Source organism: Holzapfeliella sp. JNUCC 80 (genome assembly GCF_053667655.1).
In genome coordinates this window covers 592,951-616,443 of the sequence record NZ_CM132205.1, presented here as the reverse complement: position 1 = coordinate 616,443, position 23,493 = coordinate 592,951, and the positions used below count along the sequence as shown (strand labels likewise).

Sequence of the window (23,493 nt, the reverse complement as noted above, 5' to 3'; positions counted from 1 at the left end):
AAAATGAGAATTTGGCTAACAGGATATCGAGGTTTTGAACTCAACCTCTTTAAAGAAGATGATCCTAAAGCTAAGATTATCAAAGATGTTATCAAACAACGTCTCATTAATCTAGCAGAAAATCATGAACTAGTATGGGTAATCACAGGCGGGCAACTTGGAATCGAACAATTAGCGTTATCAGTAGCCATAGCCCTAGGGGAAGACTATAATATCAAAACGGCCATGCTTTTGCCATATCAAGATTTTGGATCAAAATGGAACGAAAAAAAACAAGAAGGACTTTCAAATTTAAAAAATAGGGTTGATTTTTGTAAAGCAACAACCAATAATAAGTATCAAGGGCCTTATCAACTGAAAGCTTATCAAAAGTTTATTTTGGAACATACTGATAAGGCGTTGTTAGTCTATGACCCTGAGTATCCGGGAAAACCAAGCTATGATTATGAAGCTATCAAAAGTTATCAAAATCAACATGATTACGAACTAGAATTAATTGATTTTTATGATTTACAAGATGCGGCTGATCAAGCTTAATTTATAGGAGGTTAGACTGTGGAAGATAAAAATAAAGCACGTTATGAAGGTATTCAATTCTCAGTATATGACATTTTAGAAAAGCAATTTAGTCAAGCTAGAAAAGGTTATGATAGTGATGAAGTTAATGATTTCTTAGATAAAATTATTGAAGACTATCAAGTTTATAACCAAAAAATTGATGCTTTAACACAAAAAATCGAACAGCTTCAAACACAAAAATCAGAATTAGAAGCCAAAAACCGTGAAAACAGTTATAGCGATGGACTTGAAACACCAGCTTCAACTAACTTTGATATTTTGAAACGTTTAAGTAAATTGGAAAGTCAAGTTTACCAATTACAACAGCAACAAAGTCAAGAAAATCACAGTTTTTCTGACAATTCATACTAAATTATGGTATGATATAAGATGTAGGTTTTGAGCAATCGCGGTAATCTTTATGATTGCTGAGGAAAGTCCACGCCCGCACAGGCTGAGATGCTTGTAGTGTTCGTGCTTGGCCCAAGAAGCCCTGGGACTTCTTTTGAAGTTACGGCAGTTAAAGTGCTAAGGTCTTTGACTATGCATGACTAGCTTGAAAGTGCCACAGTGACGTAGCAATATTGGAAACTTTATTGGTGGAACGAGGTAAACCCCGCGAGCGAGCAACCCAAACATTGGTAGGGGCGCTTCATTTAAGGAAATGAACTAAAAATGAAGGTAGAAATACAGATAGATGATTGCTGAAGGTATTTTTCCTAGAGATACTGGAACAGAACGTGGCTTATAGAAATTTACATAGGATAATAAGTTGGGCTTAGTGCTCAACTTTTTTTTTGAAAAAGTAAGGATGTTAAGAAATGAGTTACAAGTTATTTGCAACTATGGCTAGTGGTTTTGAATCATTAGTTAAACAAGAATTACAAGACTTAGGTTATGAAGTCGAAACAGAAAACGGTCGTGTCTTCTTCGAAGGTGATCAAGAAGATATCGTAAAAACCAACTTATGGTTACGTGTGGCTGACCGTGTCAAAATTTTAATTAAAGAATTTAAAGTAACGTCTTTTGAGACACTATATGATGAAGTTAATGCAATTGATTGGGCGGAACTAATTCCAGTTGATGGCGCATTTCCTGTACAAGGTAAGAGTGTGCGTTCAAAGTTACACCACGAACCTAGTATTCAATCTATTACCAAAAAAGCCATCGTTAACAAAATGGCAGAACAATATCACAGACGTGGTGTCTTGCTAGAAAACGGGGCAACATACCCGCTTGATATTACAATTACAAAAGATGTTGCTAGAGTATCTTTAGATACAACAGGGGCTAGTTTATTCAAGCGTGGCTACCGTACTGAGCATGGGGAAGCACCATTGAAAGAAAACTTTGTAGCAGGGCTACTGGGTCTAACAAAGTACGATGGTTCTCAATTGTTAGTTGATCCTATGACTGGTTCTGGAACAATTCCAATTGAAGCAGCGATGAAAGCACGTAATATTGCACCAGGTATGAAACGTGAGTTTGCTTATGAACAGTTTGACTGGTTCGATAATACTTTACTTGAAAAAGCGCTTGTTGAAGCTGAGGAAGCAATTGATCGAGATATTAAACTTCAGATTGAAGCCTTCGATATTAATCAAGAAATGATTGAAATTGCAAAGCTTAATGCCTACGATGCAGGTGTATTACATGATATTGTATTCAAACAACGTGCTGTTAAAGACTTCAAGACAGATGTTGAAGAAGGAATCATTATTGCTAACCCACCATATGGTGTGCGTATGAAAGAAATTGAAAGTGTTCGTAAGCTTTACAAAGAAATGGGACAAGTCTTTAATCCATTAACTCACTGGAGCAAATACATTTTGACAAGTGACTTAAGTTTTGAGAAGTTCTATGATCAAAAAGCAACCAAACGCCGTAAGCTATATAACGGCCGTTTAAGAACCGATTTATTCCAATTTTGGGCTAAAAGATAACAAAAAAGCAGCAGTCTACTCAGATGAGTGGGCTGCTGTTTTTTTGTTTAAATATGATACTCTATAATATATAGATTTTTGGAGGAGAGAAAAATGATGGAAAAAGATAAATCAAAACTAATTCCTTTAGTACCTGTTGATGATGCAGATAACATTGAAAACTATAAACATCATTTAAATAGAGCTCTTAAAGATGGAAGTGTTTATAACATTGCTTTGTCTGGTAACTATGGAAGTGGGAAAAGCTCAATAATATCAACTTATTTCAAGCATAATAAGCAGAATGATGTTTTAAAAATATCATTAGCTAATTTTAGTAGTGACAATACAGAAGAGATTACTAAAAATATTGAAAAAAATATAATTAATCAAATTTTATATCAAATTCCTACAAAAAGGATTCCATTGACTAGTTTTAAGGTTAAAAGAGAAATCAATAGGCTACAAAGAAGCTTATTTGCTATTGAGATTTTATGTCTTTTAACTTATTTAGTTAATGTGCCAGATTTCTGGCTTAAATTACTAAGGTATGTAGCTACTGCTGGATTTTTATTTTGGAATGTAACTTCAGTTTTAAAGTATCTACCCATTAAAAAGTTGAATTTGAAGTTTCAAAACGTTGAAACGGAGATAATGAAACAACCCGATGAGTTATTTGAAAAATATGCAGATGAAATTATTTACCTATTGGAAAAATCAGGTAAGCATATTTTAGTTATTGAAGATTTGGATCGGTTTGAACAAATTAATATATTTGAAAAATTGAGAGAGTTAAATATTAAAATTAATAATAAACTTTCTCAAAATTCTAAAATAAATAAAAACCAATCAAACTTTGTTTTTTTGTATCCTATTAAAGATGACTTGTTTCAAAAGAATATTGATAGAACAAAATTTTTTGATTTGATTATACCTGTCATTCCACATGTAAATGCTTATAATTCATATGAACAAATGAAGAAACTACTTAAGGGTTATAAAATTGACAAAAAATTACTACGAGAGTTAGGTTATTATATTCAGGACAACAGACTTTTGACAAATATTTATAATGAATTTGTTATCTATAAAGAGGAATTGAATTCGGAAGATAAAGAAAAACTACTGCCACTTATAGTTTATAAAAATCTATTTCCGGATGATTTTGAAAAAGCAAAAAAAAGGCAGGGACTATTATATACAGTATTTGATTTGAAGCTTCAAGGTATAACAGATTTGAAAAGTTTACTTGATGAGAAAGAAAAAGAATTGAAAGATGTTAATAAGGAAAAAAACATTAAATTTTTTCAACAATGGCTATCAGATTATGGCGTTTATTCTTATTATGAAGCTGAGGATTTGATTCGAAATCCTAACAACACATTTATATACCGTAGTTCTGATTACGGTTCACAAACACTTGATTATACCGATATTCTGCAAGGGAAAGACGATACTGAAGAATTAAAAATATTACAGAAAAGTTTTGATAAGGAAACTGATAAATCTAATCTTCTAAAAGATGAAATTGATAAGCTAAAAAATGATATAAAGTCAAATGTTATGAAAAATATCATTACCTCATCATTAATAAATTCGAAAATAGAAGAAGAGGGTTTACAAGAATCAGAAGATGAAAAAGCAATGTGGTTTTTGTACAGAATGATTAAGTCAGGACGAATTGATGAACACTATGAAATGTTTATTAATTATGACTATGGATCTACTCAAGATACCCAGTTTATGATTGATGTACGCAAGTATCCTAATAAAGCTCGTTCTATGAACATTAAACTAACTGATTTCGTTAAAATTAAATCAGATTTAATTGAGGATGACTATACAAATACAAGTATTTTGAATTACAGTTTTTTAGAGCATTGTTTAAATAATGATAAAGATAAAGCTATAACTATTCTTAGAACAGCGAAAAATTCAAATACAGAATTTATAGAGCAATATATTAATGAAAGTTCATCGAATGGTGTCGATATAATCGGGTATTTGAAAGATTTAGAATATAAGCTTAATCTAAAAAGTATAAATTACATAGAAGATGAATTTATAGAACATGAAGTTTATATTGAAAATGATGATAATTTTGCTGAAATTTTAAAGAATAATTGGAAAGAAGCATTAACTAACCAGAATTTAGTAGAGAAATTATTATCAGAAAATGGGAATGTTAAACTCAAGAAATATCTGATTAAGCATTTATCAACAAAAGTAAACTTAATTAGTGGGGCAGAAACATTTTTTGATGATTTGATTCTTCACAATAAGGTTTATTTAACAGTTAATAATGTTTCTAAATATATTGAACATCAGAAAGATACTAACCAAACTATAATAGATTTTATTAATTCTGATTCATATTTTACAAGTAGTAAAGAAACCTATGAAGACTCCAGCATTGCTCAAATTATCATAAAAGATAAACGTATTAACATATCGCATCCAGAAAAGTTAGCACTATCTAAAGATATTGATAAAAGTATACGTAAACAAATATTTTTAAGTCGAATTAATGACGTAAATATCGATTATCTTGGTGACCTTTTAAGAGAATTTGATTTTGCTGAAGCAAGTAAGTTTGAAAAAATAAAAAATCAAACTAAAAACTATTTTAATAATACGATTGAAATAAGTAGTGAAAATGAGATTGTTTTAAACAAGTTAAGAGATTGTAAGAAGATTAGAGGTTTCATGGAAAGTGAAAAATATGCAGGACGCTATAAGGTGATAGGTATAAAGCAAGAATAGTTTGTCCATATCTATTAAGGTCTGACAATTTCTTTTCATTTGATATCACCTGCATACTTAGATACACTTAGAGTAATACTTACTTGGAGGATTTTATGAATAATAATTATGTAAAAACAATTGGCTACTATGTAGGCTGGCTTATTTTATTTGCTTTCACACCTGGATTGATTAGCTATAACTTTGGAGTGGCTGGCTTATTTAATCAAAGTGATGAAGTTAGTGTATGGATTAATAGTGCAGTTATGCTCTTAGTATTTCTATCTTTTATATTTTTTGACTGGAAAAATTCAAGATCTTACTTTTTAAATAATCTTTCTAAAAGAAATGCAATAATAGTAGTAGCTATTACACTAATCAGTTTAGCTACTTTGCCTTTTCATTATAAGATGATTTTTCATGTTGTGACGTATGCTTTTTGGATGTTTAGTTCAGTCTTGTGGCAGAATTATGTTAGTTTTGGCTGGCTATATGGCAAGTTGAATGGCATATTCTCTAAAAATCTTACTCAATTACTTACAACATTAGCATTTGCATCAGGGCACGTTATCTATATATGGCAAAAATTTGGCTTTACGCAACCTGTTAGCTTGATATTTATATTATTAGTTGCCTTATTGTTATCTTCTTTACGAAGATTTACTGGAAATATAAGTTGGCAAATTGCTATTCATCTAGCTTTTTACTATTTATTAAGTTAAAAAATACCATCTGTTATCCCAAAGGATACAGATGGTATTTTTATAAGTTGGTTTTGGGAGATATTAATTTATTATATGTATTCATTATTCTTTTTCCACGATTTTCAATTCTTTGATTAACTGTGATTAGAAATGAATCTATTTGACTAGTGTTTTTGGGTAGTAAATTGCCCGATTTCAAATGCTTCTCCCATAATGGCTGAACACTACCACATGAATTACATACATACTCTTCAAGAAAATTATCTTTAATGATTTTTTTCCACCCAGAGGTCGTTGGATACCAAGATTTTTTTAGATAACATAGTCCATAATCCCAGTAGTCATAGTTACCTCGGTTCGAGTTGAATCCTTTAGGAACAATCACTATGTTTCCAATGGTGTGAGTGAGTTTTGCAAAATCTTTCAGGTATTTATTTTCATGAACTTTATTGAATTTTTCAAAATTTTTACGTAAAAAATCTACCCATAAAATTTTGGGATATTGTTCCTCTTTTATTTCTTTTTGAAAAGGTGAGAGAAGAGACTGAAAGTACTGATTATAATATTCAATATATTTTTGATTAAGGTACTGACTTTTACCTCCTGTAGTATGAGGTGGATATCCGATATAAGTTTTTGATAATTGACTTGATTTGGGTTTTGTTAAAGGTAATTTGTTATTTAGATTTCCTCCAGGTTTGAAAATAGCAGGGTATTCTAGTTGTAGATAAAATTTATAAGTGTACCAAAAAGAGTTCATAATATCTTTGTGAAGCAATATTTTTTCATCGATATTGAAAACTTTTTTTAAAATGGTATCAACCTCTGAATAGTTTTCAATATGTCCTTTAGCTTGCTTATGTTTTACATAGTCACTGTACTTATCTCTATAGTTTTCTTTATCTTTTGCAAGTAGTATATTCTTGATGGAATTGTTAGATATCTTTTTACCTAGTAACTTTTCTTTATAGTCATAATCCCATTCCAAATATTTTTTATCCATACTAAAATCCTCCAATGTCTTTTATAGGTATCTTAACATAACGAATATTAAGATTTTTATTATTGTTTAATCCTATGTATAATGTTAGACACATCTCACAATCTATTTGCAGAAGGAGTAACAATGGCACAACCACTATTTTTTACAATTTTTATCGGGATAATCGCACTTGAATACTATGTTTTAACTAATACGAAATACTTTTGGCTTGGTGGGATTTTACCAGCTTTAGTCACTGTTTTTTGTATATTTTTAATGGTTAAAACCAACAGCTATGCAGTAAAAGACTTTTTAATGATCGGTACAATCGCAATCGGATCACTTTGCTTTTGGGGAGCAGGAGACGAACGTCATAAAAGAAAGATCAAGCAAAAACAAGCAAAATCAGAACAAAAGAATAGCGGGGGTTAGGATATGAATATTGAAGAATTGAATGTCAAACTCAAAGTAGGGGCGAATTCAAAAAGAGAGCCTTTAACTAATTTGAAGGGTATTAAAAAGCTATTTTATAAATTTGCAACGAGTTCAACGGAAGGTTATGAATACGCGGGCGGTTTTTTAACGATAGCGGAAGAGGGATTGTTTTTTAAACCTCATTTCTTAAATTTTCATAGAGATGTGCAGTTCATCAAGTCATCAGATATAGTGACTGTCACAGAAGACCCTAAAATCTCTAAAATGATAACGGTAACTACTGACAATAATTCATATACTTTTATTGTGTTTAAACGAAAAGAAGTAAAGTCGTTGATTGACGAGATGATTAATCAGAAGTAGTTACTATTCGATGATTTTAATCGAGAAAAGGGGAATTTTGATATGTATAAAAAATATTATTTTGCTGCTATAAACCTTTTAGCTGGATTTGCACTTATCAACCATTTGAATCCCAGTACTGGTACATTTTTATCTATATTACTTTGGTGTGCGGTATTTGTATCGTGCTTTGGCGTGTTGAAACATGGGACAATTAGACCTATATTTCGAAAATTTTTTCAACGTGTTCACGATAAATATTTATATTTATCAATATTTTTGATAATGATAATTTTTAATCTGCTACTATTTCAAAAGGGATATGTTAGTTCTTTGAATAGTTGGTTTTATATTTTCGAGTCTCTTACAGTGGTATTATCAGTGTGTGGGTTAATAATAGAAGTTAATAACAATAGACAACCCCGATAGTGACTGCGGTTATAGAAGAATTGAGATGAATGCTTAAGAGTTAGAAAAGCCACGATCAACGTAATTGTTCATATTAAAAATAGAACGATGAGTCCATCTACAAATTTACTAAATGATAATTGTTGTAGGTATTCATAAAAGATTAAAAATAGACTTTATTCAAATAACAACAAAAAAAGTGCAAGATATGTTATTTTGGTTTTATATCACTTATAATTAGCTTGAGATAGAAGGGAAAGTTCCTTCCCAAGCTTAAATGATAATGGAGGAGCAAGATTCATGATATTATCTGGGAAAAAAGTTGCTAAATTTGTCATAATTATTGGCCTGATTTTTTCAATATTTATGATTTTTAATGCTGTGATTACTAGTACTCAAATTAATCCTTTATATATTATTAACACAGGTTTTTTAACGATATTGTTGAAAATGTGTTTTACTGAAAAATCATGAAAGTTTGTTTTTTATATTAAATAAGTCACTTATAAGAAATGGATACAGCATAAAAAAGAGTCTAACTAAAGTTAGACTCTTTTTTATCTTTTTGAGATAAAGACGTACAAATAGCTAGTGTTATAGCCATCAAAGACATTTGAATTGGAAGTGATATGTCAGACCACTGTTTTAAAGTTTCATACGAAAACATAGTGAATTTATTCTGATCACTTAACCCCATTAAAACTGTCATACTAATAGAAAAAATAAGAACCAACACTTGTAGAATTGCTGAACAAGCAGCTAACACCTTTAACTTCTTTTTCATTCTAACTCCACCTTTCTGCTAACAGACTAGCAAGATGCTCAAATATTGGCAACTTGGCAAAGTATGCAAGAGGCTATAAAAACGATTTGCTATGCTAATACTTGAATAGTTGCAAAAACTAACAACACTAAGAAAGATATGATTGTTGCCAAGGTAGACACAGCTATTCTGACATTTAGATTTTTAAATCTATAATTATTTTTAGCAAACAGGAGTTTTATAATATAAGTAATTAAAGCAACAAGTGATGCTATGAAAAATAAAGAAACAAAATACACTAATTGAGTATGTGGTGTTTTAGTGTCAGTAGAAGCTGTAACTCCTATCAATGAAAATAAAAGACCTGAGCCCCATAAGTTAATTTCTAAATTTGTACTCATTCTTTTATGTACTTTTGCATCATTTTTGTAAATTTGTACAATCACTCCAAAAAGCTGTAAAAATACTGAGTATGAAAAGCGCTCCAAATATAAATTGCATGCGTATTTTCCTTTCAATCTTTGTAAATAAAACTAGTTAGCCTAAGAGAACAAAAAGACTTGTACTATTGCAGATAGAGACTAATGACACTAATCCAAGCACTAGCATCTATCACAATAAATAGTAGTATATTCCTTATTTGTGTTGATCTTAGTTTCTTTTTCTCGTCACTTCGTGCATATTTTAGAAGCAAAGGGTACGTTTTGTTATAACCAAAAGAAAAAATAGCTATTATTATGAACAGTACAGCAATTAAAATAGAGATAACATTAAACATAATTGGCACAAAAGGTGTAATGACAGCCATCAACACACAAAGTACAATTACGCATAATACAATCTGTTTTCCAAAATGAGTAGATTTTTGTCGGAAATCGGTAAATATTTCCTGGTCTTTAGGGGACATTCTTTTAACAATGTTATGACGTAAATTCTTTATTTGTTGCGTGTCTTTCGGTAATAAAATAACAACCAATAGAATAGTTATAATAAGTTGTACTAAGTTCATGTAATGATTTCTCCAAAGAGATTGATTTACTGCAAATGATAGAACTTATTGTTTTGCTTGTAAATTTTTACGTTCTAAAGGGTATGCGAATGGTATGACGTATTCAAAGTGAAAATGCTTTGTTCAGAGACCTTGGTCTGATTTGTCAATGATGATTCTTTCCGGTTCATTTAAATTAATATATAATGTTTTGTGAGAGATAAATATTATGTAGGGGGTATTTATTGTCGAATTTAGTCAAAAAATAAAATATATACGAAAGCATCATACACTAACACAAGAACAGCTGGCTAAGAAGTTAAATGTTTCTCGTAAAACAATATCAGCTTGGGAAAACAATCGCGGCATTCCAGACTATCAGTTAGTAAAGCATATTGAAGAGATATTTTGTATTTCAACCGATTGTTTATTAGATGATAGTCAACCATTATTTATGGATTCTAGAGAACTTAAAAATAAATTTAAAGATAAAATTAAATGGGCTTTATATATCGAAATTATCTTTATATTCTTTGGCTATTTAACTTTATTTAAAATCTATAATAATACGATTAACACCATCATCTTGATAATGACTACAGTTTATTTAAATAAAAATATTCGAACTTACTATCCAAAAAGTAAGTCTTATCACGTAATAATGAAAAGTGTCGTGTTTTTAGCTCATCTTTTAGTAGGTATTCAAGCGCTATCTAATTATATTACGCAATATGCCTTAGATGAGAGTATTCATTATGTATGTGGATTAGGTATAGCCTTAGTAATAGTTAGTTACGTCGTAACATACGCACTTCTGACAACATTAAGATTAATAACTATAATTAACAAAGATAAATAACTTTTTAGTCGTAAATTGTACAGCGCAGTTTTAGTAAGTAAATAAAAAGAGCCTAAATTTAATTAGGCTCTTTTTTGTATTATGGCAATTTTGAAAGACGTCTATATTCAAAAAATACAGCAACAATTCCAAATAATCTTAGAGCCATTGAAATACATTGTAAAAATAAGAGTTCCATTCCAATGATTAAAGAATCTAGGTCACCTGTATGGACTTGCAAGGAATCATGAATATCATGAAAAATAGCTATACAGTTAACAACGGTTGCTAAAATCATCAAGATTGAACTAGTTTTTTTGATATAAGGATCTTTAAATGCTTTTACCAGAATAAAAACTGATATAAAAACAGTTACAACATCAAGCAATCCTAGTGGATTAAAGATATTTGCAAAAAACGGGGTAGGTATACAAAACAAAATACCAATTGCTGCATTTGCTATTAACAATTTGTTGATAATCATGTAAGTTCTCAAAAAATCCCTCCTAAAAATAGATGTTATAAAAGGCATACTAACATATTGATATTAATTTTTTATTAACAAAAAATAAAATAATCGTTGATTTGATATGTTGTTTCAGTAATACATTTTGAATAGAAAGACTTATAATAACACGACACAATACAATTAATAGGCTACTTTCAATTTTTAACAATAAAAAACAAAAAACTATAGCATTGGTCTATTTTTCGTGTTATACTACGTATGTAATTGATTTTGAAACGTGAACTGTGATGTTATACATATCTATAATTTTTACTTTTGCTTATCAAATATTCATTGCAACAAATCGCATATTTAAATATGCAACAGGAGGAAATTATATATGGTTAACGGAACAGTTAAATGGTTTAACGCAGACAAAGGTTTTGGTTTTATCACTCAAGAAAATGGTGAAGATGTGTTCGCTCACTTCTCAGCTATTCAATCAGATGGATTCAAAACTTTAGACGAAGGACAAAAAGTTACTTTCGATATCGAACAAAGTGACCGCGGTCCTCAAGCAGTTAACATCCAAAAATAATTAAAAAAGAGCCTTACAGGCTCTTTTTTTGTATCCTGATTATTCATTTTAAAGCAAGCTAATAAGCTTGCTTTTTTTGATTCTATTTAAAATTTGACATTAATTGGGGTCAAAACTAGAATGCTTACTGGGTTTGTGCTACGGTATACACAAAAGTTGGATTATTCACATAGGGGGATTTTAATAATGAATTTGAAAAAAGTAGCTGTACTCACAACAGGTTTCCTTGCATTAGGTGGGATTGGATTATCGGTAATAAACCAATCATCAGTACAAGCTGATACCACAGAAACAAATCACTTAATTGAACATAATATTGGAAACACAAACTTCATAGCAACAAAACCTTTAATTATTACGCAAATTAATGACAAATTTAACAATCTATCTAAGTCAGTAATGACTTTAGATAAACAAAACTTGTCAGATAGCACGTACCAAAATTATATGAAACAATTACTAGCTCAATATAATGGTGCAACAATCTCTTTAAATGTACCGCAAACTAACCTAGAAAACGCAGGCATTGGGTTCAGTAATACACGAAGTGATATTACAATTAGGGTTGTTAATTATAGTGTTGTTGTAGACGGGCACAACATTGAAACGCTAAATATTTTAAGAACAGCCTTTCATGATTTGGGAACTTATGATTATTTTTTTGATACTCTTAATGGTGCTGATTCATATGGTTCACTTTCACTAACTTCAAGATCACTAGCTGCTTATCTAACACCGACTTTAAAAGTAGCTGGTATATCAGGAGATAAGATAATGGCAGCAGGCGATAATTTTCAAAATATGATTGGAGCAGGTCATATACAAGGTAGTGTCACATTAAGATAAAAATAGCTAGAGCAAAGCAGGACTTAAAAAGTCCTGCTTTTTTAATTAGGTAGTCTCTTAAAATTATTAAATAAATATGATAGACTATCTAATTAGTAATAAGGAGGAGAAATCAATGAATAAAAAAGTTGTAACAGTTTTGTCAGCGGTGGCATTGGGACTTAGTGTATCTGCAGTTAATCATCCATCTCAATCAACTTCAGCTGCAGTGATTGATCATAACAAGGTTGTGGGATTCAAAGAGACTAATCCATCGAACCTAACAGAACAAATTGAAAAGAAATATAAACCTGTCCTAAAAGTTTATAGTGGTGCAGTCCCTTTCCCAGCAGTTGATGCTGCAGGAAATACTAGCGGGGGGTTACAAGCTTCTGGTACCCCTAGTGGTAACGCAAGTAAAAGCACAGGGCAAGTCTATGCTCGTTCAGGATGGTATCAAGGTAAATGGGCAATCATGTACTCTTGGTACTTCCCTAAAGATGAACCCGATTCACGTATCGGTGGACATCGCCATGATTGGGAAAACATCGTTGTCTGGTTAGACAATCCAGCTAACAAGAGTCCTAAAGTATTGAAAGTATCATATTCAGCACATGGTGGTTATACTAGCTATGGTTATAGTGGCAAGACTTTCAATGGAACAACGCCATTAGTTGGTTATGACAATATGAAACCAGTTCCTAAATTTGTTGACCATTCACTGTCACCATCTAATGGTCAAATTGGCGGGAGTCAGCCCTTGATTGGATGGGATGACCTAACCCCAGCCGCTCGTAATGCTTTAAACAATACTGATTTTGGTAAAGCTAACGTGCCATTCAAAGATGCTAACTATCAAAACAATTTAAAAAAAGCACTAGCAAGTTGGTAAAATTTTGAAAAAACCTCTAACAGTTTTGTTAGAGGTTTTTTGATTAATAAAATTAATATTTACTTAATCTTTTTTTAATGTTAATATCTAGTTATCTTTAGTAATCAAGGAGGAAATGATTGAGGATAAACACAAACAATTTAGTAATTGGTTATGGTCAAAAAGAAGTGGTCAACCGATTGAATTTTAGCTTGGTAGAAGGCGACTTTGTTGCGTTAGTTGGGTCTAATGGCGCTGGTAAATCTACCTTGCTTAATTCACTAATTGGTATTTTGCCGGTTATTTCTGGTGAATTGAACTGGGAGGGTGAGTTACAAGCAAAAGCGAATCCTATGAACCATATTGGATTTAGTCCTCAAAGTCAGCTAATGGATTGGTATACAACGGCTTATGACAACGTCATGTTGGGGCCTTTACTCGCGGGATTCACAAGAGCAGAGGCAACTAAAAAATCAGAGGAGGCACTGAAGCTACTTGATATTTATCAACTAAGAAAAGAACCTGTAGATCATTTATCTGGTGGACAGCAACAGCGGGTTCAAATTGCTCGAGAAATTGCTCGAGATCCAGATATTTATCTATTGGATGAACCCACAACGGGGCTAGATGTTGAAACAGCAGAAAGTTTATTCACATTTTTGAGTCAAAAGGCAAAAGAGGGGCGAACAATACTGACTTCCTCACATGATTTGACATTGCTAGATAAGTATAGCGATAAAATCTTGTTCATTGATAGTGGACAACAACGATTTTTTTGGGACTATCTCAGCATTTCTTGCCGATTCAAATTTGAACTTAAGAGAGAAATATCTAAAGGAGCGTGAAGTGAAATAAATCCAATGAATTTTAGGCATCACTCATTAGGCATTAGATCAATCTGGATTGTTGCGAGTAACGAATGGAAGGCTTTTCGAACAAACAAAGGCCTTCTATTATCTATGTTTATGCAACCTTTAATGCTGTATGGGTTATTAGTCTCAGCATTAGGCTTAAGCATTAATTCGGTATCTTACCAAAACGTGACTGTTTCATATGCACAGTATGCACTTATTGGGATATTATCGTTTTTTATGACAACACAAATGTCACAGGCCATGTATCGCGCATCAGTTGATAAACAGTTTGGCTTATTAGCTATTAAATTTATGAATGGGGTTCAACCTTGGCACTATTTGACTGGTATGAACTTTTTCCCGTCACTAGGATTTATTTTTCAATGTGGAATATTATTAATCTTAGGGCTGATTACTGGTGGTATTTATAATACGATGTTGTTTTTATTAGCTGTACTATTTGCTATCTTCTTGTGATGTTTTGGTCAGCACTAGGAATTTTATTAAGCACCAAAATATCAAATTATCAAAAGCGTGATTTGGTGATGACATTAATTTTCACACCCATTTCTTATGCCGCACCGACATTATATGTTCTATCAGATAATTCACCAATTTTAATCAAATTTATTTCAGCAATTAACCCTGTAACTTATCAATTAGGGGCATTGAGAAGTATTGCATTTGGAATTTTTGATATCAAAGCAATAGTGATTTCTATTACACTATCATTAATCATGGTTTTATTGGCTCAACACATTTTAAAGCACATGAAATTGACACTAGCAGAACGTTAAAAAGGAGACTAAATGAAATACAATGTGACATTAAAAAATATTACAAAAGAAGATCTTATCCCATTGTGGGAAGTTAGTTTTGGTTCAAAAGCAGATTTAGAATGGATGAAATGGAATGGGCCGTATTTTAATGATCCTATCCAAACTTTTGAGGAATTCTCAATGGGCTTTGGAAAGTCTTTAGTAGATAGTCCAATGGCCATGCTTATTAAAGTCGATGGTAGAGTTAGTGGCTTGGTTATGTCTTATTGGGTTGATAGTCATTTAAAACAATGGCTAGAAGTCGGTATTTCAATCTATGATTCAACATTATGGGGACAGGGCATTGGAAAACTGGCTTTGCTAAATTGGATAAGAATCCAATTTAATCATTTTGACTATTTGCCTCATATTGGATTCACCACATGGTCAGGAAATAAGGGTATGCAAAAGCTGGGCGAAAAATGTGGGATGACAAAAGAGGCAGTTATTCGAAAAGTAAGATACTTAAATGGTTGTTATTATGATTCGGTTAAATATGGTATTTTACGCGAAGAATTAAAATAGTCTTAACTTTTAACAGCCTAATTGCCTTCACTATTACAGGAATGCTATACTCCAAAAAAAATTGGGGGGGAGTTTAATAGTGAAAAAGAAACAGCTTAAGGTAGTTATTCCAATAATAGTAGCTCTTGTAGTCATCTTAACTTTCTATGTAACAGTTTTTCAAAAAAATGCAGAGGCGAGTAGAGGAGATCATGATTTCACAGTTTATCAGAGTGGACCAATAAAAGTTAAAGAAGCAGTTGCTAATACTGACAACAACTATATTAAAGAGTCTGCTAGGGTGAAACCTGAATATCTTAATCTGGCTCAAAGTATCTCAGACGATATGAGTAAGAGATATCCTGGCTATGATTATGAAATATCAATTATTACAGGTAGTTCTGAGAAAATTACTAAATCTCAGTTCCCAACCCAGCAGTTTATTTATATTGATACTAAAAATGCATTAAGTAAACTATTAAAGAATGACGGAAATAACGAACGCTATCTTGAATTTAGACAATTTGTTCGAGAAAAATCGACACATTTACGTCAAATTCCAGCACTAACAAACGTTCAAAACAGTGCTGATTTAATTATTGCAGGTAATAATTTGGAATTAGCAGGTATGTTACCGTTTCCAAGTGATAAAGATACTGACTTATATTTACAATATGCGAATAATTTAGATGTTCAATTATATATTGCAAATCAACCACAAAAATAAAACCTAGTCTCTGATGAGATTAGGTTTTATTTTTTTAAAGAATTAGTAGTATTATTAAGAAAATAATCGATAAAATAATGGTTATGAACCTTGCGACACGAGAAGCATTTTGCCATTTAAGTATTAATAATGGCAACATCATCCATAATAAGACTATTCTTACTTTTTTTATAACTTTGTCAACGTAATGTATCAGCAGCCGTTAATTTCGGTATAACTTGCTTCAGTAACTTTAATTTTCGATAAACAAACGGCAATGAAATGACTATTAAAATGTAGTCTATTACCAAATAAGGTGCCAATATTATCATTCTATAAAATAGTACATTAAGTAAGTTATCAATTAACATACTATCACCGAACTTTCAATTTAATAAACTCAGAATACAATTAATTCTGGTCTCCGTAAAATGAAAGCTCTTCAAAATTTTTGGTTAGCGCTTTTTGTGTTTTTTCCTTTTGCCACAAATGCCAATTATAAAGATGAAAATTATTGTAATAATTTGAATAGGCGTCCACTCTAAAAAGAAGTCAAGTACACCTTTCAACCCTTTTTCTTGTAATGTTTCTTTTTCTTTCTTCATATTTCCTCCTAGAAAGTCTTTAGTAGGGGCAGTATAACATGAAGGTATCAAAAAAGCCTACACGAATGTAGACTTGTAAGTGTTTTTTAAAAGAAGTGATGTTTTTTCATTTGCCACCACATGAAACTAATAATACCAACCATAATTAAAACAACAAACACCCATGAAAAAGGCGAATCTGCTAATGGAAGATCAACGTTCATTCCATAAAATCCAGTCACAATTGTTGGAATTGTGAGTACTATGGAATAAATAGTTAAAAATCGCATTACGTTATTAGTTGTATTACCAATTAGATTGTTATAGGTATCAGCAACTTTATTAGTAATATCTGAAGTTAGCTGAGCCATTTGTTGTGCTTGGCGTGCTTCAATTAGCACATCATCTAAACGTTCGTATTCTAGTTGACTTAAATCTAAAATACCTAATCGTCTATTATAAAGTTTGAAACTTTCAATGGCCATTGTATTAGAGTTTGCACTGGTCAACATATAAACCATTGCCTTAGTTAGGTCAGCCAGTTCAAAAATATGGTCATTGTTAGGGCTATTTCTGATTTCAGTTTCAAGTTCTTGACGTTGAGCATTTAACTCTTCAATCTGGTCAAAGAAATCAGTTGTGATGCGGTAAAGCGCATTAAATACCATTTCCCAAATTGTCTGGTGTGTTAGGGGAATATGTAATTTAGTATTATCTACTTTTGAAAAGTAGTTTTGAATGTACTGCGTTTCGGTACGAGTAAAAACAAAGACGTTTTTATCACGAATAACAATAGCAATCGGACTAACAGGTCTTGAAAAATTCTCAGCAACTGCATTATAAATCATAATCCAGGATTGAGTAGGTTGGTCGTATTCCACACGAGCTCTTTCACGAAGGTCTTTCGCATAAATTAACATTTCAGTCGTCAATTGATATTTTTCTCTCAAATATTCTTGATCTTCTTTCGACATATTGTTAATTAAGATGGTGCGTGAGTCTCGACTTTGGACTATTTCTTTTGAGATCACATGCTCACTTCCTTTTATATTATAGGCAATACTATAATTAAATCATTAATTAGGGGTTGTGTTAACCCTTAAATGTTTTTAATTGAAATAACCGATCATTTGCCAACTTATGTGCTCGAAAGTTCTGTTTATCAGGAATAAGTTTGATATAATAATCATAGAACCGGTCTAACTGGTTTAAAATATCTTGCGTTAGATTTTGATAATTCTTAGCATATCTTTTATTGATTGAATCAGACAAAATTTTTGAGTCTGTTTCGATACTCAATACTTGATTAGTCTGCTCTGTAGTTATCAAGTAATCTAGAGCATGTTTTAAAGCTATGAACTCCGCTTCATGATTATCTTTAGCGAAAATTTTTTCAGCTTGTTGTTTAACTAAGGTGGACTTGGGGAATGTTTCAATGATATAGCCGATGGTTGCCTGGTTCGTTTTGATATCAAAGGCACCATCTGTATGGATTTTTAACATAAACTAGGTCACACTTTCTATTGAATTATTTCAGGAGGATTTTTTTGGTGAGAACAGATATCGAGATTGCACAAGACTTTCAGAATACTAAGGCTAAGCCCATTAATGAAGTGGCCCAAGCTTTAGGACTAGAATCAAATGAGTTAGAGTTATATGGTAATTATAAAGCTAAACTAAGCCATGAAGCACTAACAAAATATACCGAAAATAAAAAACTTGGTAAATTAATTTTAACAACCTCGATTAATCCTACTCCCGCCGGAGAAGGTAAGTCAACAATGGCTATTGCATTGGCTGACGCTTTGTCTACTCAAACACATAAGAAAAGTATGTTAGCACTAAGAGAGCCTTCACTTGGTCCTGTTATGGGATTAAAGGGTGGTGCAACTGGTGGTGGACAATGTCAAGTTGTCCCAATGGAAGATATTAACTTACATTTCACAGGTGACTTGCATGCGTTAACGAGTGCAATTAATACATTAGCCGCTTTAATTGATAATCATGTACAACAGGGTAACGATTTGAACTTAGACCCTAGACAAATTATGTTCAAACGTAGTTTAGACGTTAATGATCGTGTTATGCGTCATATTTTAGTAGGTATGGGAGGCAGAACCAGTGGTGTCCCTCGTGAAGAAAGTTTTCAAATCACAGCTGCTAATGAGTTAATGGCTATTCTATGTTTAGCCACAGGAATTGATGACCTAAAGAGCCGCATCAGTCAAATTCTAGTAGGTTATACTTATGACCAAAAACCCGTTTATGTAAAAGATTTGAATGTACAAGGTGCGATTACTGTCTTGCTGAAAGATGCGATCAAACCTAACCTTGTTCAAACGCTTGAATATACACCTGCGTTAATTCATGGTGGACCATTTGCTAATATTGCACACGGAACAAACTCAGTAATTGCCACAACCACTGCCTTGAATATGGCTGATTACGTTGTGACAGAGGCTGGATTCGGTGCCGATTTAGGTGGTGAGAAGTACAACGATTTTGTAAGTCAATTACTACCTAAATCACCTGATGCTAGTGTGATTGTAGCAACTGTTCGTGCTTTAAAATACCATGGTGGTCAAGCACTTTCAGAACTAAAAAATGAAGATGTTTCAGCACTTGAAACAGGATTTGCTAACTTGAAACAACATATTGAAAACATGCAAAAATTCAATGTGCCGGTTGTGGTTGCTATCAATGCTTTTGCTAGCGATACAGATGAAGAACTAGAAACATTAAAACAACTGATTGCTAGTTTAGGTGTAAAAGTTTGTCTAGTAGATGCTCACCAAAAAGGGTCAGTAGGTGCTAAAGACTTAGCTGAAACAATCATCAAAGTGACGGATAACCAACCTGTAACAGACTTCAAGCGTATCTATGATAATAATGAATCAATCGAAGAAAAAGTTAAACATGTTGCTCAAGAAATCTATCGTGCTAAAGATGTATCGTTTTCAAAACAAGCTTTAAATTCAATTAAAAATATTAAACAAAATAATAAAGAAAACTTACCAATCATTATCGCCAAAACACAATCATCATTTTCAGATGATCCAAAACAACTTAACGTTGTTTCTGACTTCACACTTCAAGTTCGTGATGTTGATTTGAAATCAGGAGCTGGATTTATCGTGATTTATGCTGGTAGTGTTCTAACAATGCCAGGATTATCTAAACACCCAGCAGCTTTGGATATTGATATTGATTCAAATGGTAAAATTTCCGGTTTATTTTAAAGGAGATTTCACTAATATATGATACTTTTTTGGTTAATTGGTCTAGTAATGCTTATCTTAGACCAGACACTGAAGCTATTTATCACCGCTAATTTTCAATTAGGGCAGGTACAAGAAGTTGTACCACACATTTTATCGTTCACTTATGTTCAAAATACAGGTGGTGCTAGCAATATATTTAGCGGAAATATGTTATTTTTCTACATTATTTCACTTATTGCCGTCCCAGTCTTGTTATACTTAATCCATCGCACAAAAAAACGCCACTTTACATGTCCATTGGGTCTTATCTTGATTTTGTCTGGAACAATTGGAAACTTAATTGATCGAATTCGTTTACAATATGTCATTGATATGTTCCAATTAGACTTTATGCGATTTAATATTTTTAATATTGCAGATATTGCCGTGACTTGTGGTGTTGCGTTAATTATTATTTACTTATTATTTTTAGATGGGAAAGATCATGAACACAATTAATTTAACAATTTCAACTGAGACTGGGCGTTTAGATGCCGTCCTTGCAGTAGCTTATCCTGAGTTAAGCCGTGCCAAATGCAAAACGATGATTCAAAATGGGGATATTAAGGTGAACGGTGAAGCTAAAAAAGCGAAGTATCAAGTCAAGCCTGAAGACCATATTACAGGAGCCGTTCCTGAAGAAAAACCATTAGATTTGGTGGCCCAAGATATTCCACTTGATATTGCCTATGAAGACGATGATGTTATCGTCATCAATAAGCCTCAAGGTATGGTTGTTCACCCCAGTGCTGGTCATCCAGACCAAACACTTGTTAATGCCTTTCTTTATCACACAAAGCTTTCGGGAACTAGCGAAGGGGAAGCTTTTAGACCTGGTATTGTTCATAGAATCGATAAAGATACTTCAGGACTACTTATGGTAGCCAAAAATGATCAAGCCAAATTGAGCTTACAAGCTCAGTTAAAAGATAAAATCAATAAAAGACAGTATTTAGCTATTGTTCATGGTAACTTTAATGAAGAAAGTGGCACTATCAATGCACCAATTGGTCGTGATTACAAAGACCGTAAAAAACAAGCGGTTATTCAAGATGGTCGTGATGCTGTAACGCATTTTAAAGTGTTGGAACAATTTAGTGGTTATAGTCTGGTTCAATGTGAATTAGAAACAGGGCGTACACACCAAATTCGTGTTCATATGAAATACATTAATCATCCTGTTGCAGGAGATCCGCTGTACGGTCCACGTCGTTCTCTAAGTAGTCATGGTCAATTACTACATGCTAAAACTTTAGGATTTTATCATCCAGTCAGTCATGAATGGTTAGAGTTTAACGTTAACCCACCTCAACTATTTCATAATATTTTAACTCAGTTACAAAAAGATTCAATTGACAATTCAACTAATTAAAGTTAACCTAATAGGTAAAATATTTATAATTAATTCCTTTAATTAAGTTCTGTGAGACTTCAAGGGGTTACTTAATTGTTTATTATTCATTTTTAAAGACTGATAAATAACCAAAGGACTCCGTATGTTTTGCGGGGTCCTTTTTTGTAAGGAAAAGAGAGGAAATAAACGATGACTAAAGAGATTATGGACCAAAATCAAATCAAACGTTCTCTAACACGTATTAGCTATGAAATTATTGAAAAACTACAAAACCCTGATGAACTAACCTTATTGGGAATTAAAAGTAGAGGAGAGTCTCTAGCCAAAACAGTGGCGCAACTACTTGAACAAAATAATCCTGAAACAAAAATTAATCTTTATGATTTAGATGTTAGAAAGCATCGTGATGATGATAGACAAGAAGATGTGACAAACGATATTCCAAAAGAAGCCATTGAAGATAAGACAGTTATTCTAATTGATGATGTGTTATTTTCAGGTCGTACCATTCGTGCAGCTTTAGATAGCGTATCTGAAATCGGCCGTGCTAAACGAATTTGTCTAGCCGTTTTAGTTGATAGAGGCCACCGTGAATTACCAATTAGACCTGACTTTATTGGTAAAAACATCCCAACATCAATTAATGAGCATGTTCAATTACAATTAGGGGACACACAAGCGGTAATTTTGAACTAATAATCTTTTAGGAGGATTACAATGAAAAACGAAAAACCGGTATTAGATATATTTGACAAACCGTCTTTCTTCAAAGGTATTTTCTTATCCATGCAGCATTTATTTGCTATGTTTGGCGCAACTGTTTTAGTACCTATTTTAGTAGGACTGAATCCAGGTATTGCGTTATTTGCTTCAGGTGTTGGCACTTTACTTCACTTATTAATTACAAAAGGGCAAGTACCGCTTTATATGGGTTCTAGTTTTGCCTTTATTACTGTTATGGCATCCCTAATGAAAACAGCCGGATACGGCGGTGTTTCCCAAGGAATTATTGCCGTTGGTGTGGTTTACTTAGTTATTGCATTAGTTATTCACTTCATTGGATATGATTGGGTGGATAAAGCACTTCCAGCTATTGTAGTTGGACCGATTGTTATTGCCATTGGACTTTCATTAGCGTCAAGCGCTGCTAAACAAGCAACAATGGTTAATAATAACTATGACTTAAAATCGTTTGCAGTCGCTATTGTGACATTGCTACTAACAATTAGTTTTACAATTTTTGGTAAAGGCTTTATTAGCCAAATCGCCGTACTATTAGGGATTGTATGTGGTTATATCTTATCTCTACTTGTTGGATTAGTGGATTTCACACCAGTATTGAATGCTAACTGGTTCCAAGTTCCTAATTTTGAAGTCTTGTTTATTAATAGCCATCCAGCTATTAACTGGGGAGCAATCTTAGGTATGGCACCCATTGCATTTGTAACAATGACGGAACATATGGGGCACATCATGGTATTAAATGACTTAACAGGCCGTAATTTCTTCAAAAAGCCTGGATTAGATCGTACACTTGTTGGTGATGGGGCAGCTTCTATTGTTTCTGGACTAGTTGGAGGTCCTGCAATTACCAGTTATGGTGAAAACATCGGAGTTATGGCAATTACCAAAATTCATTCGGTTTATGTTTTGATTGGTGCGGCAGTATTTGCAATCCTATTCAGTTTCGTAGGTAAGTTATCGGCTCTTATTCAAAGTATTCCCGGAAGTGTTCTAGGTGGGGTAAGTTTTCTACTATTTGGGGTAATTGCTTCTAGTGGTCTTCGTATCCTAGTTGAAAACAAAACAGATTTCAATAATCGTCGCAACTTGATGATTGCTTCTTCTATCTTGGTTATCGGGGTAGGAGATGCTATGTTACAATTGAACCCACAATTAAGTTTTTCCGGTCTAACAGTTGCAACTGTTATCGGTATTGGATTAAACTTAGTATTACCGAAAGATATCGAATCTAAAAAGTAAAGTAGG

Annotated in this window: 29 protein-coding genes and 1 other RNA gene; 22 read left to right on the top strand and 8 right to left on the bottom strand. The window is 32.4% G+C overall.

Annotated features, from left to right (window positions below):
- Positions 1-3 precede the first annotated feature (3 nt).
- From JNUCC80_RS03135 to JNUCC80_RS03110, 6 genes are all read left to right on the top strand, one after another.
- Complete coding sequence (locus JNUCC80_RS03135) at positions 4-537, top strand: DUF1273 domain-containing protein (protein WP_454152529.1); 534 nt, start codon at positions 4-6, stop codon at positions 535-537.
- A gap of 18 nt (positions 538-555) precedes the next feature.
- Positions 556-930, top strand: coding sequence for a cell division regulator GpsB (gene gpsB, locus JNUCC80_RS03130; RefSeq protein ID WP_454152528.1), 375 nt, complete (start codon positions 556-558; stop codon positions 928-930).
- 23 nt (positions 931-953) lie between these two features.
- Positions 954-1,311: RNase P RNA component class B (gene rnpB / locus JNUCC80_RS03125), an RNA gene on the top strand.
- A 68-nt stretch (positions 1,312-1,379) separates the two neighbouring features.
- The gene (locus tag JNUCC80_RS03120; protein WP_454144612.1) at positions 1,380-2,501 is read left to right on the top strand and encodes a THUMP domain-containing class I SAM-dependent RNA methyltransferase; all 1,122 of its coding nucleotides are present in this window, start codon (positions 1,380-1,382) and stop codon (positions 2,499-2,501) included.
- A gap of 93 nt (positions 2,502-2,594) precedes the next feature.
- Positions 2,595-5,243 (top strand): YobI family P-loop NTPase, encoded by a 2,649-nt coding sequence (locus JNUCC80_RS03115; RefSeq protein WP_454152526.1) that lies wholly within the window; start codon positions 2,595-2,597, stop codon positions 5,241-5,243.
- Between the two features lie 95 nt (positions 5,244-5,338).
- Complete coding sequence (locus tag JNUCC80_RS03110; RefSeq protein ID WP_454152525.1) at positions 5,339-5,944, top strand: hypothetical protein; 606 nt, start codon at positions 5,339-5,341, stop codon at positions 5,942-5,944.
- 40 nt (positions 5,945-5,984) lie between these two features.
- Here JNUCC80_RS03110 and JNUCC80_RS03105 read toward each other — a convergent pair whose 3' ends face one another.
- On the bottom strand, positions 5,985-6,929 hold the full coding sequence (locus JNUCC80_RS03105) for a hypothetical protein (protein WP_454152524.1): 945 nt from the start codon (positions 6,927-6,929) through the stop codon (positions 5,985-5,987).
- Between the two features lie 123 nt (positions 6,930-7,052).
- Here JNUCC80_RS03105 and JNUCC80_RS03100 point away from each other — a divergent pair, with 123 nt between their 5' ends.
- A complete protein-coding gene (locus tag JNUCC80_RS03100) occupies positions 7,053-7,340 on the top strand; it encodes a hypothetical protein (protein WP_454152523.1) in 288 nt (95 codons plus the stop codon).
- Positions 7,341-7,343: 3 nt separating this feature from the next.
- Positions 7,344-7,706, top strand: coding sequence for a hypothetical protein (locus JNUCC80_RS03095; protein ID WP_454152522.1), 363 nt, complete (start codon positions 7,344-7,346; stop codon positions 7,704-7,706).
- A 922-nt stretch (positions 7,707-8,628) separates the two neighbouring features.
- Here JNUCC80_RS03095 and JNUCC80_RS03090 read toward each other — a convergent pair.
- From JNUCC80_RS03090 to JNUCC80_RS03080, 3 genes are all read right to left on the bottom strand, one after another.
- Complete coding sequence (locus JNUCC80_RS03090) at positions 8,629-8,877, bottom strand: hypothetical protein (RefSeq protein WP_454152521.1); 249 nt, start codon at positions 8,875-8,877, stop codon at positions 8,629-8,631.
- Positions 8,878-8,966: 89 nt separating this feature from the next.
- Positions 8,967-9,257 carry a hypothetical protein gene (locus JNUCC80_RS03085; protein ID WP_454152520.1) on the bottom strand — a complete coding sequence of 97 codons (291 nt, stop codon included), beginning with the start codon at positions 9,255-9,257 and terminating at the stop codon, positions 8,967-8,969.
- A 164-nt stretch (positions 9,258-9,421) separates the two neighbouring features.
- Positions 9,422-9,865, bottom strand: a complete 444-nt coding sequence (locus JNUCC80_RS03080; RefSeq protein ID WP_454152519.1) for a hypothetical protein — start codon at positions 9,863-9,865, stop codon at positions 9,422-9,424.
- 223 nt (positions 9,866-10,088) lie between these two features.
- On the opposite strand from JNUCC80_RS03080, the gene JNUCC80_RS03075 reads away from it, so the two are divergent.
- Positions 10,089-10,703 (top strand): helix-turn-helix domain-containing protein, encoded by a 615-nt coding sequence (locus tag JNUCC80_RS03075; protein WP_454153339.1) that lies wholly within the window; start codon positions 10,089-10,091, stop codon positions 10,701-10,703.
- 79 nt (positions 10,704-10,782) lie between these two features.
- On the opposite strand, the gene JNUCC80_RS03070 is transcribed toward JNUCC80_RS03075, so the two are convergent.
- On the bottom strand, positions 10,783-11,178 hold the full coding sequence (locus JNUCC80_RS03070; protein WP_454152518.1) for a hypothetical protein: 396 nt from the start codon (positions 11,176-11,178) through the stop codon (positions 10,783-10,785).
- 352 nt (positions 11,179-11,530) lie between these two features.
- Here JNUCC80_RS03070 and JNUCC80_RS03065 point away from each other — a divergent pair, with 352 nt between their 5' ends.
- The 8 genes from JNUCC80_RS03065 (at position 11,531) to JNUCC80_RS03030 (ending at position 16,327) form a co-directional block, all read left to right on the top strand.
- The gene (locus JNUCC80_RS03065) at positions 11,531-11,728 is read left to right on the top strand and encodes a cold-shock protein (protein ID WP_056975039.1); all 198 of its coding nucleotides are present in this window, start codon (positions 11,531-11,533) and stop codon (positions 11,726-11,728) included.
- 186 nt (positions 11,729-11,914) lie between these two features.
- Entirely contained in the window at positions 11,915-12,574 is a 660-nt protein-coding gene (locus JNUCC80_RS03060; protein ID WP_454152517.1) for a hypothetical protein, read from the top strand.
- A gap of 115 nt (positions 12,575-12,689) precedes the next feature.
- Complete coding sequence (locus JNUCC80_RS03055) at positions 12,690-13,445, top strand: NPP1 family protein (RefSeq protein ID WP_454152516.1); 756 nt, start codon at positions 12,690-12,692, stop codon at positions 13,443-13,445.
- 119 nt (positions 13,446-13,564) lie between these two features.
- Positions 13,565-14,269 (top strand): metal ABC transporter ATP-binding protein, encoded by a 705-nt coding sequence (locus tag JNUCC80_RS03050; RefSeq protein WP_454152515.1) that lies wholly within the window; start codon positions 13,565-13,567, stop codon positions 14,267-14,269.
- 15 nt (positions 14,270-14,284) lie between these two features.
- The gene (locus JNUCC80_RS03045) at positions 14,285-14,755 is read left to right on the top strand and encodes a hypothetical protein (protein WP_454152514.1); all 471 of its coding nucleotides are present in this window, start codon (positions 14,285-14,287) and stop codon (positions 14,753-14,755) included.
- Complete coding sequence (locus tag JNUCC80_RS03040) at positions 14,755-15,075, top strand: ABC transporter permease (RefSeq protein ID WP_454152513.1); 321 nt, start codon at positions 14,755-14,757, stop codon at positions 15,073-15,075. The genes JNUCC80_RS03045 and JNUCC80_RS03040 overlap by 1 nt, the downstream gene beginning before the upstream one ends.
- A gap of 12 nt (positions 15,076-15,087) precedes the next feature.
- Entirely contained in the window at positions 15,088-15,621 is a 534-nt protein-coding gene (locus tag JNUCC80_RS03035; protein WP_454152512.1) for a GNAT family N-acetyltransferase, read from the top strand.
- A 79-nt stretch (positions 15,622-15,700) separates the two neighbouring features.
- Positions 15,701-16,327, top strand: coding sequence for a hypothetical protein (locus JNUCC80_RS03030; RefSeq protein WP_454152511.1), 627 nt, complete (start codon positions 15,701-15,703; stop codon positions 16,325-16,327).
- A gap of 434 nt (positions 16,328-16,761) precedes the next feature.
- Here JNUCC80_RS03030 and JNUCC80_RS03025 read toward each other — a convergent pair whose 3' ends face one another.
- The 3 genes from JNUCC80_RS03025 to JNUCC80_RS03015 all read right to left on the bottom strand — a co-directional run bounded on the left by JNUCC80_RS03025 (position 16,762) and on the right by JNUCC80_RS03015 (position 18,393).
- Positions 16,762-16,911 (bottom strand): hypothetical protein, encoded by a 150-nt coding sequence (locus JNUCC80_RS03025; protein ID WP_454152510.1) that lies wholly within the window; start codon positions 16,909-16,911, stop codon positions 16,762-16,764.
- A gap of 86 nt (positions 16,912-16,997) precedes the next feature.
- Positions 16,998-17,921: a magnesium transporter CorA family protein gene (locus JNUCC80_RS03020; RefSeq protein WP_454144642.1), complete on the bottom strand. Its 924-nt coding sequence runs from the start codon at positions 17,919-17,921 to the stop codon at positions 16,998-17,000.
- Between the two features lie 61 nt (positions 17,922-17,982).
- Positions 17,983-18,393, bottom strand: coding sequence for a reverse transcriptase-like protein (locus JNUCC80_RS03015; RefSeq protein WP_454152509.1), 411 nt, complete (start codon positions 18,391-18,393; stop codon positions 17,983-17,985).
- A gap of 47 nt (positions 18,394-18,440) precedes the next feature.
- Here JNUCC80_RS03015 and JNUCC80_RS03010 point away from each other — a divergent pair, with 47 nt between their 5' ends.
- The 5 genes from JNUCC80_RS03010 (at position 18,441) to JNUCC80_RS02990 (ending at position 23,487) form a co-directional block, all read left to right on the top strand.
- Positions 18,441-20,129 carry a formate--tetrahydrofolate ligase gene (locus JNUCC80_RS03010; protein WP_454153337.1) on the top strand — a complete coding sequence of 563 codons (1,689 nt, stop codon included), beginning with the start codon at positions 18,441-18,443 and terminating at the stop codon, positions 20,127-20,129.
- 18 nt (positions 20,130-20,147) lie between these two features.
- Positions 20,148-20,609: a signal peptidase II gene (gene lspA, locus JNUCC80_RS03005; RefSeq protein WP_454152508.1), complete on the top strand. Its 462-nt coding sequence runs from the start codon at positions 20,148-20,150 to the stop codon at positions 20,607-20,609.
- Positions 20,596-21,522 (top strand): RluA family pseudouridine synthase, encoded by a 927-nt coding sequence (locus JNUCC80_RS03000; protein WP_454152507.1) that lies wholly within the window; start codon positions 20,596-20,598, stop codon positions 21,520-21,522. Before lspA ends, JNUCC80_RS03000 begins: the two co-directional genes overlap by 14 nt.
- A gap of 171 nt (positions 21,523-21,693) precedes the next feature.
- Positions 21,694-22,200: a bifunctional pyr operon transcriptional regulator/uracil phosphoribosyltransferase PyrR gene (pyrR, locus tag JNUCC80_RS02995; RefSeq protein WP_454144652.1), complete on the top strand. Its 507-nt coding sequence runs from the start codon at positions 21,694-21,696 to the stop codon at positions 22,198-22,200.
- Between the two features lie 21 nt (positions 22,201-22,221).
- Complete coding sequence (locus tag JNUCC80_RS02990; RefSeq protein ID WP_454152506.1) at positions 22,222-23,487, top strand: uracil-xanthine permease family protein; 1,266 nt, start codon at positions 22,222-22,224, stop codon at positions 23,485-23,487.
- The last annotated feature ends 6 nt before the right edge of the window (positions 23,488-23,493 follow it).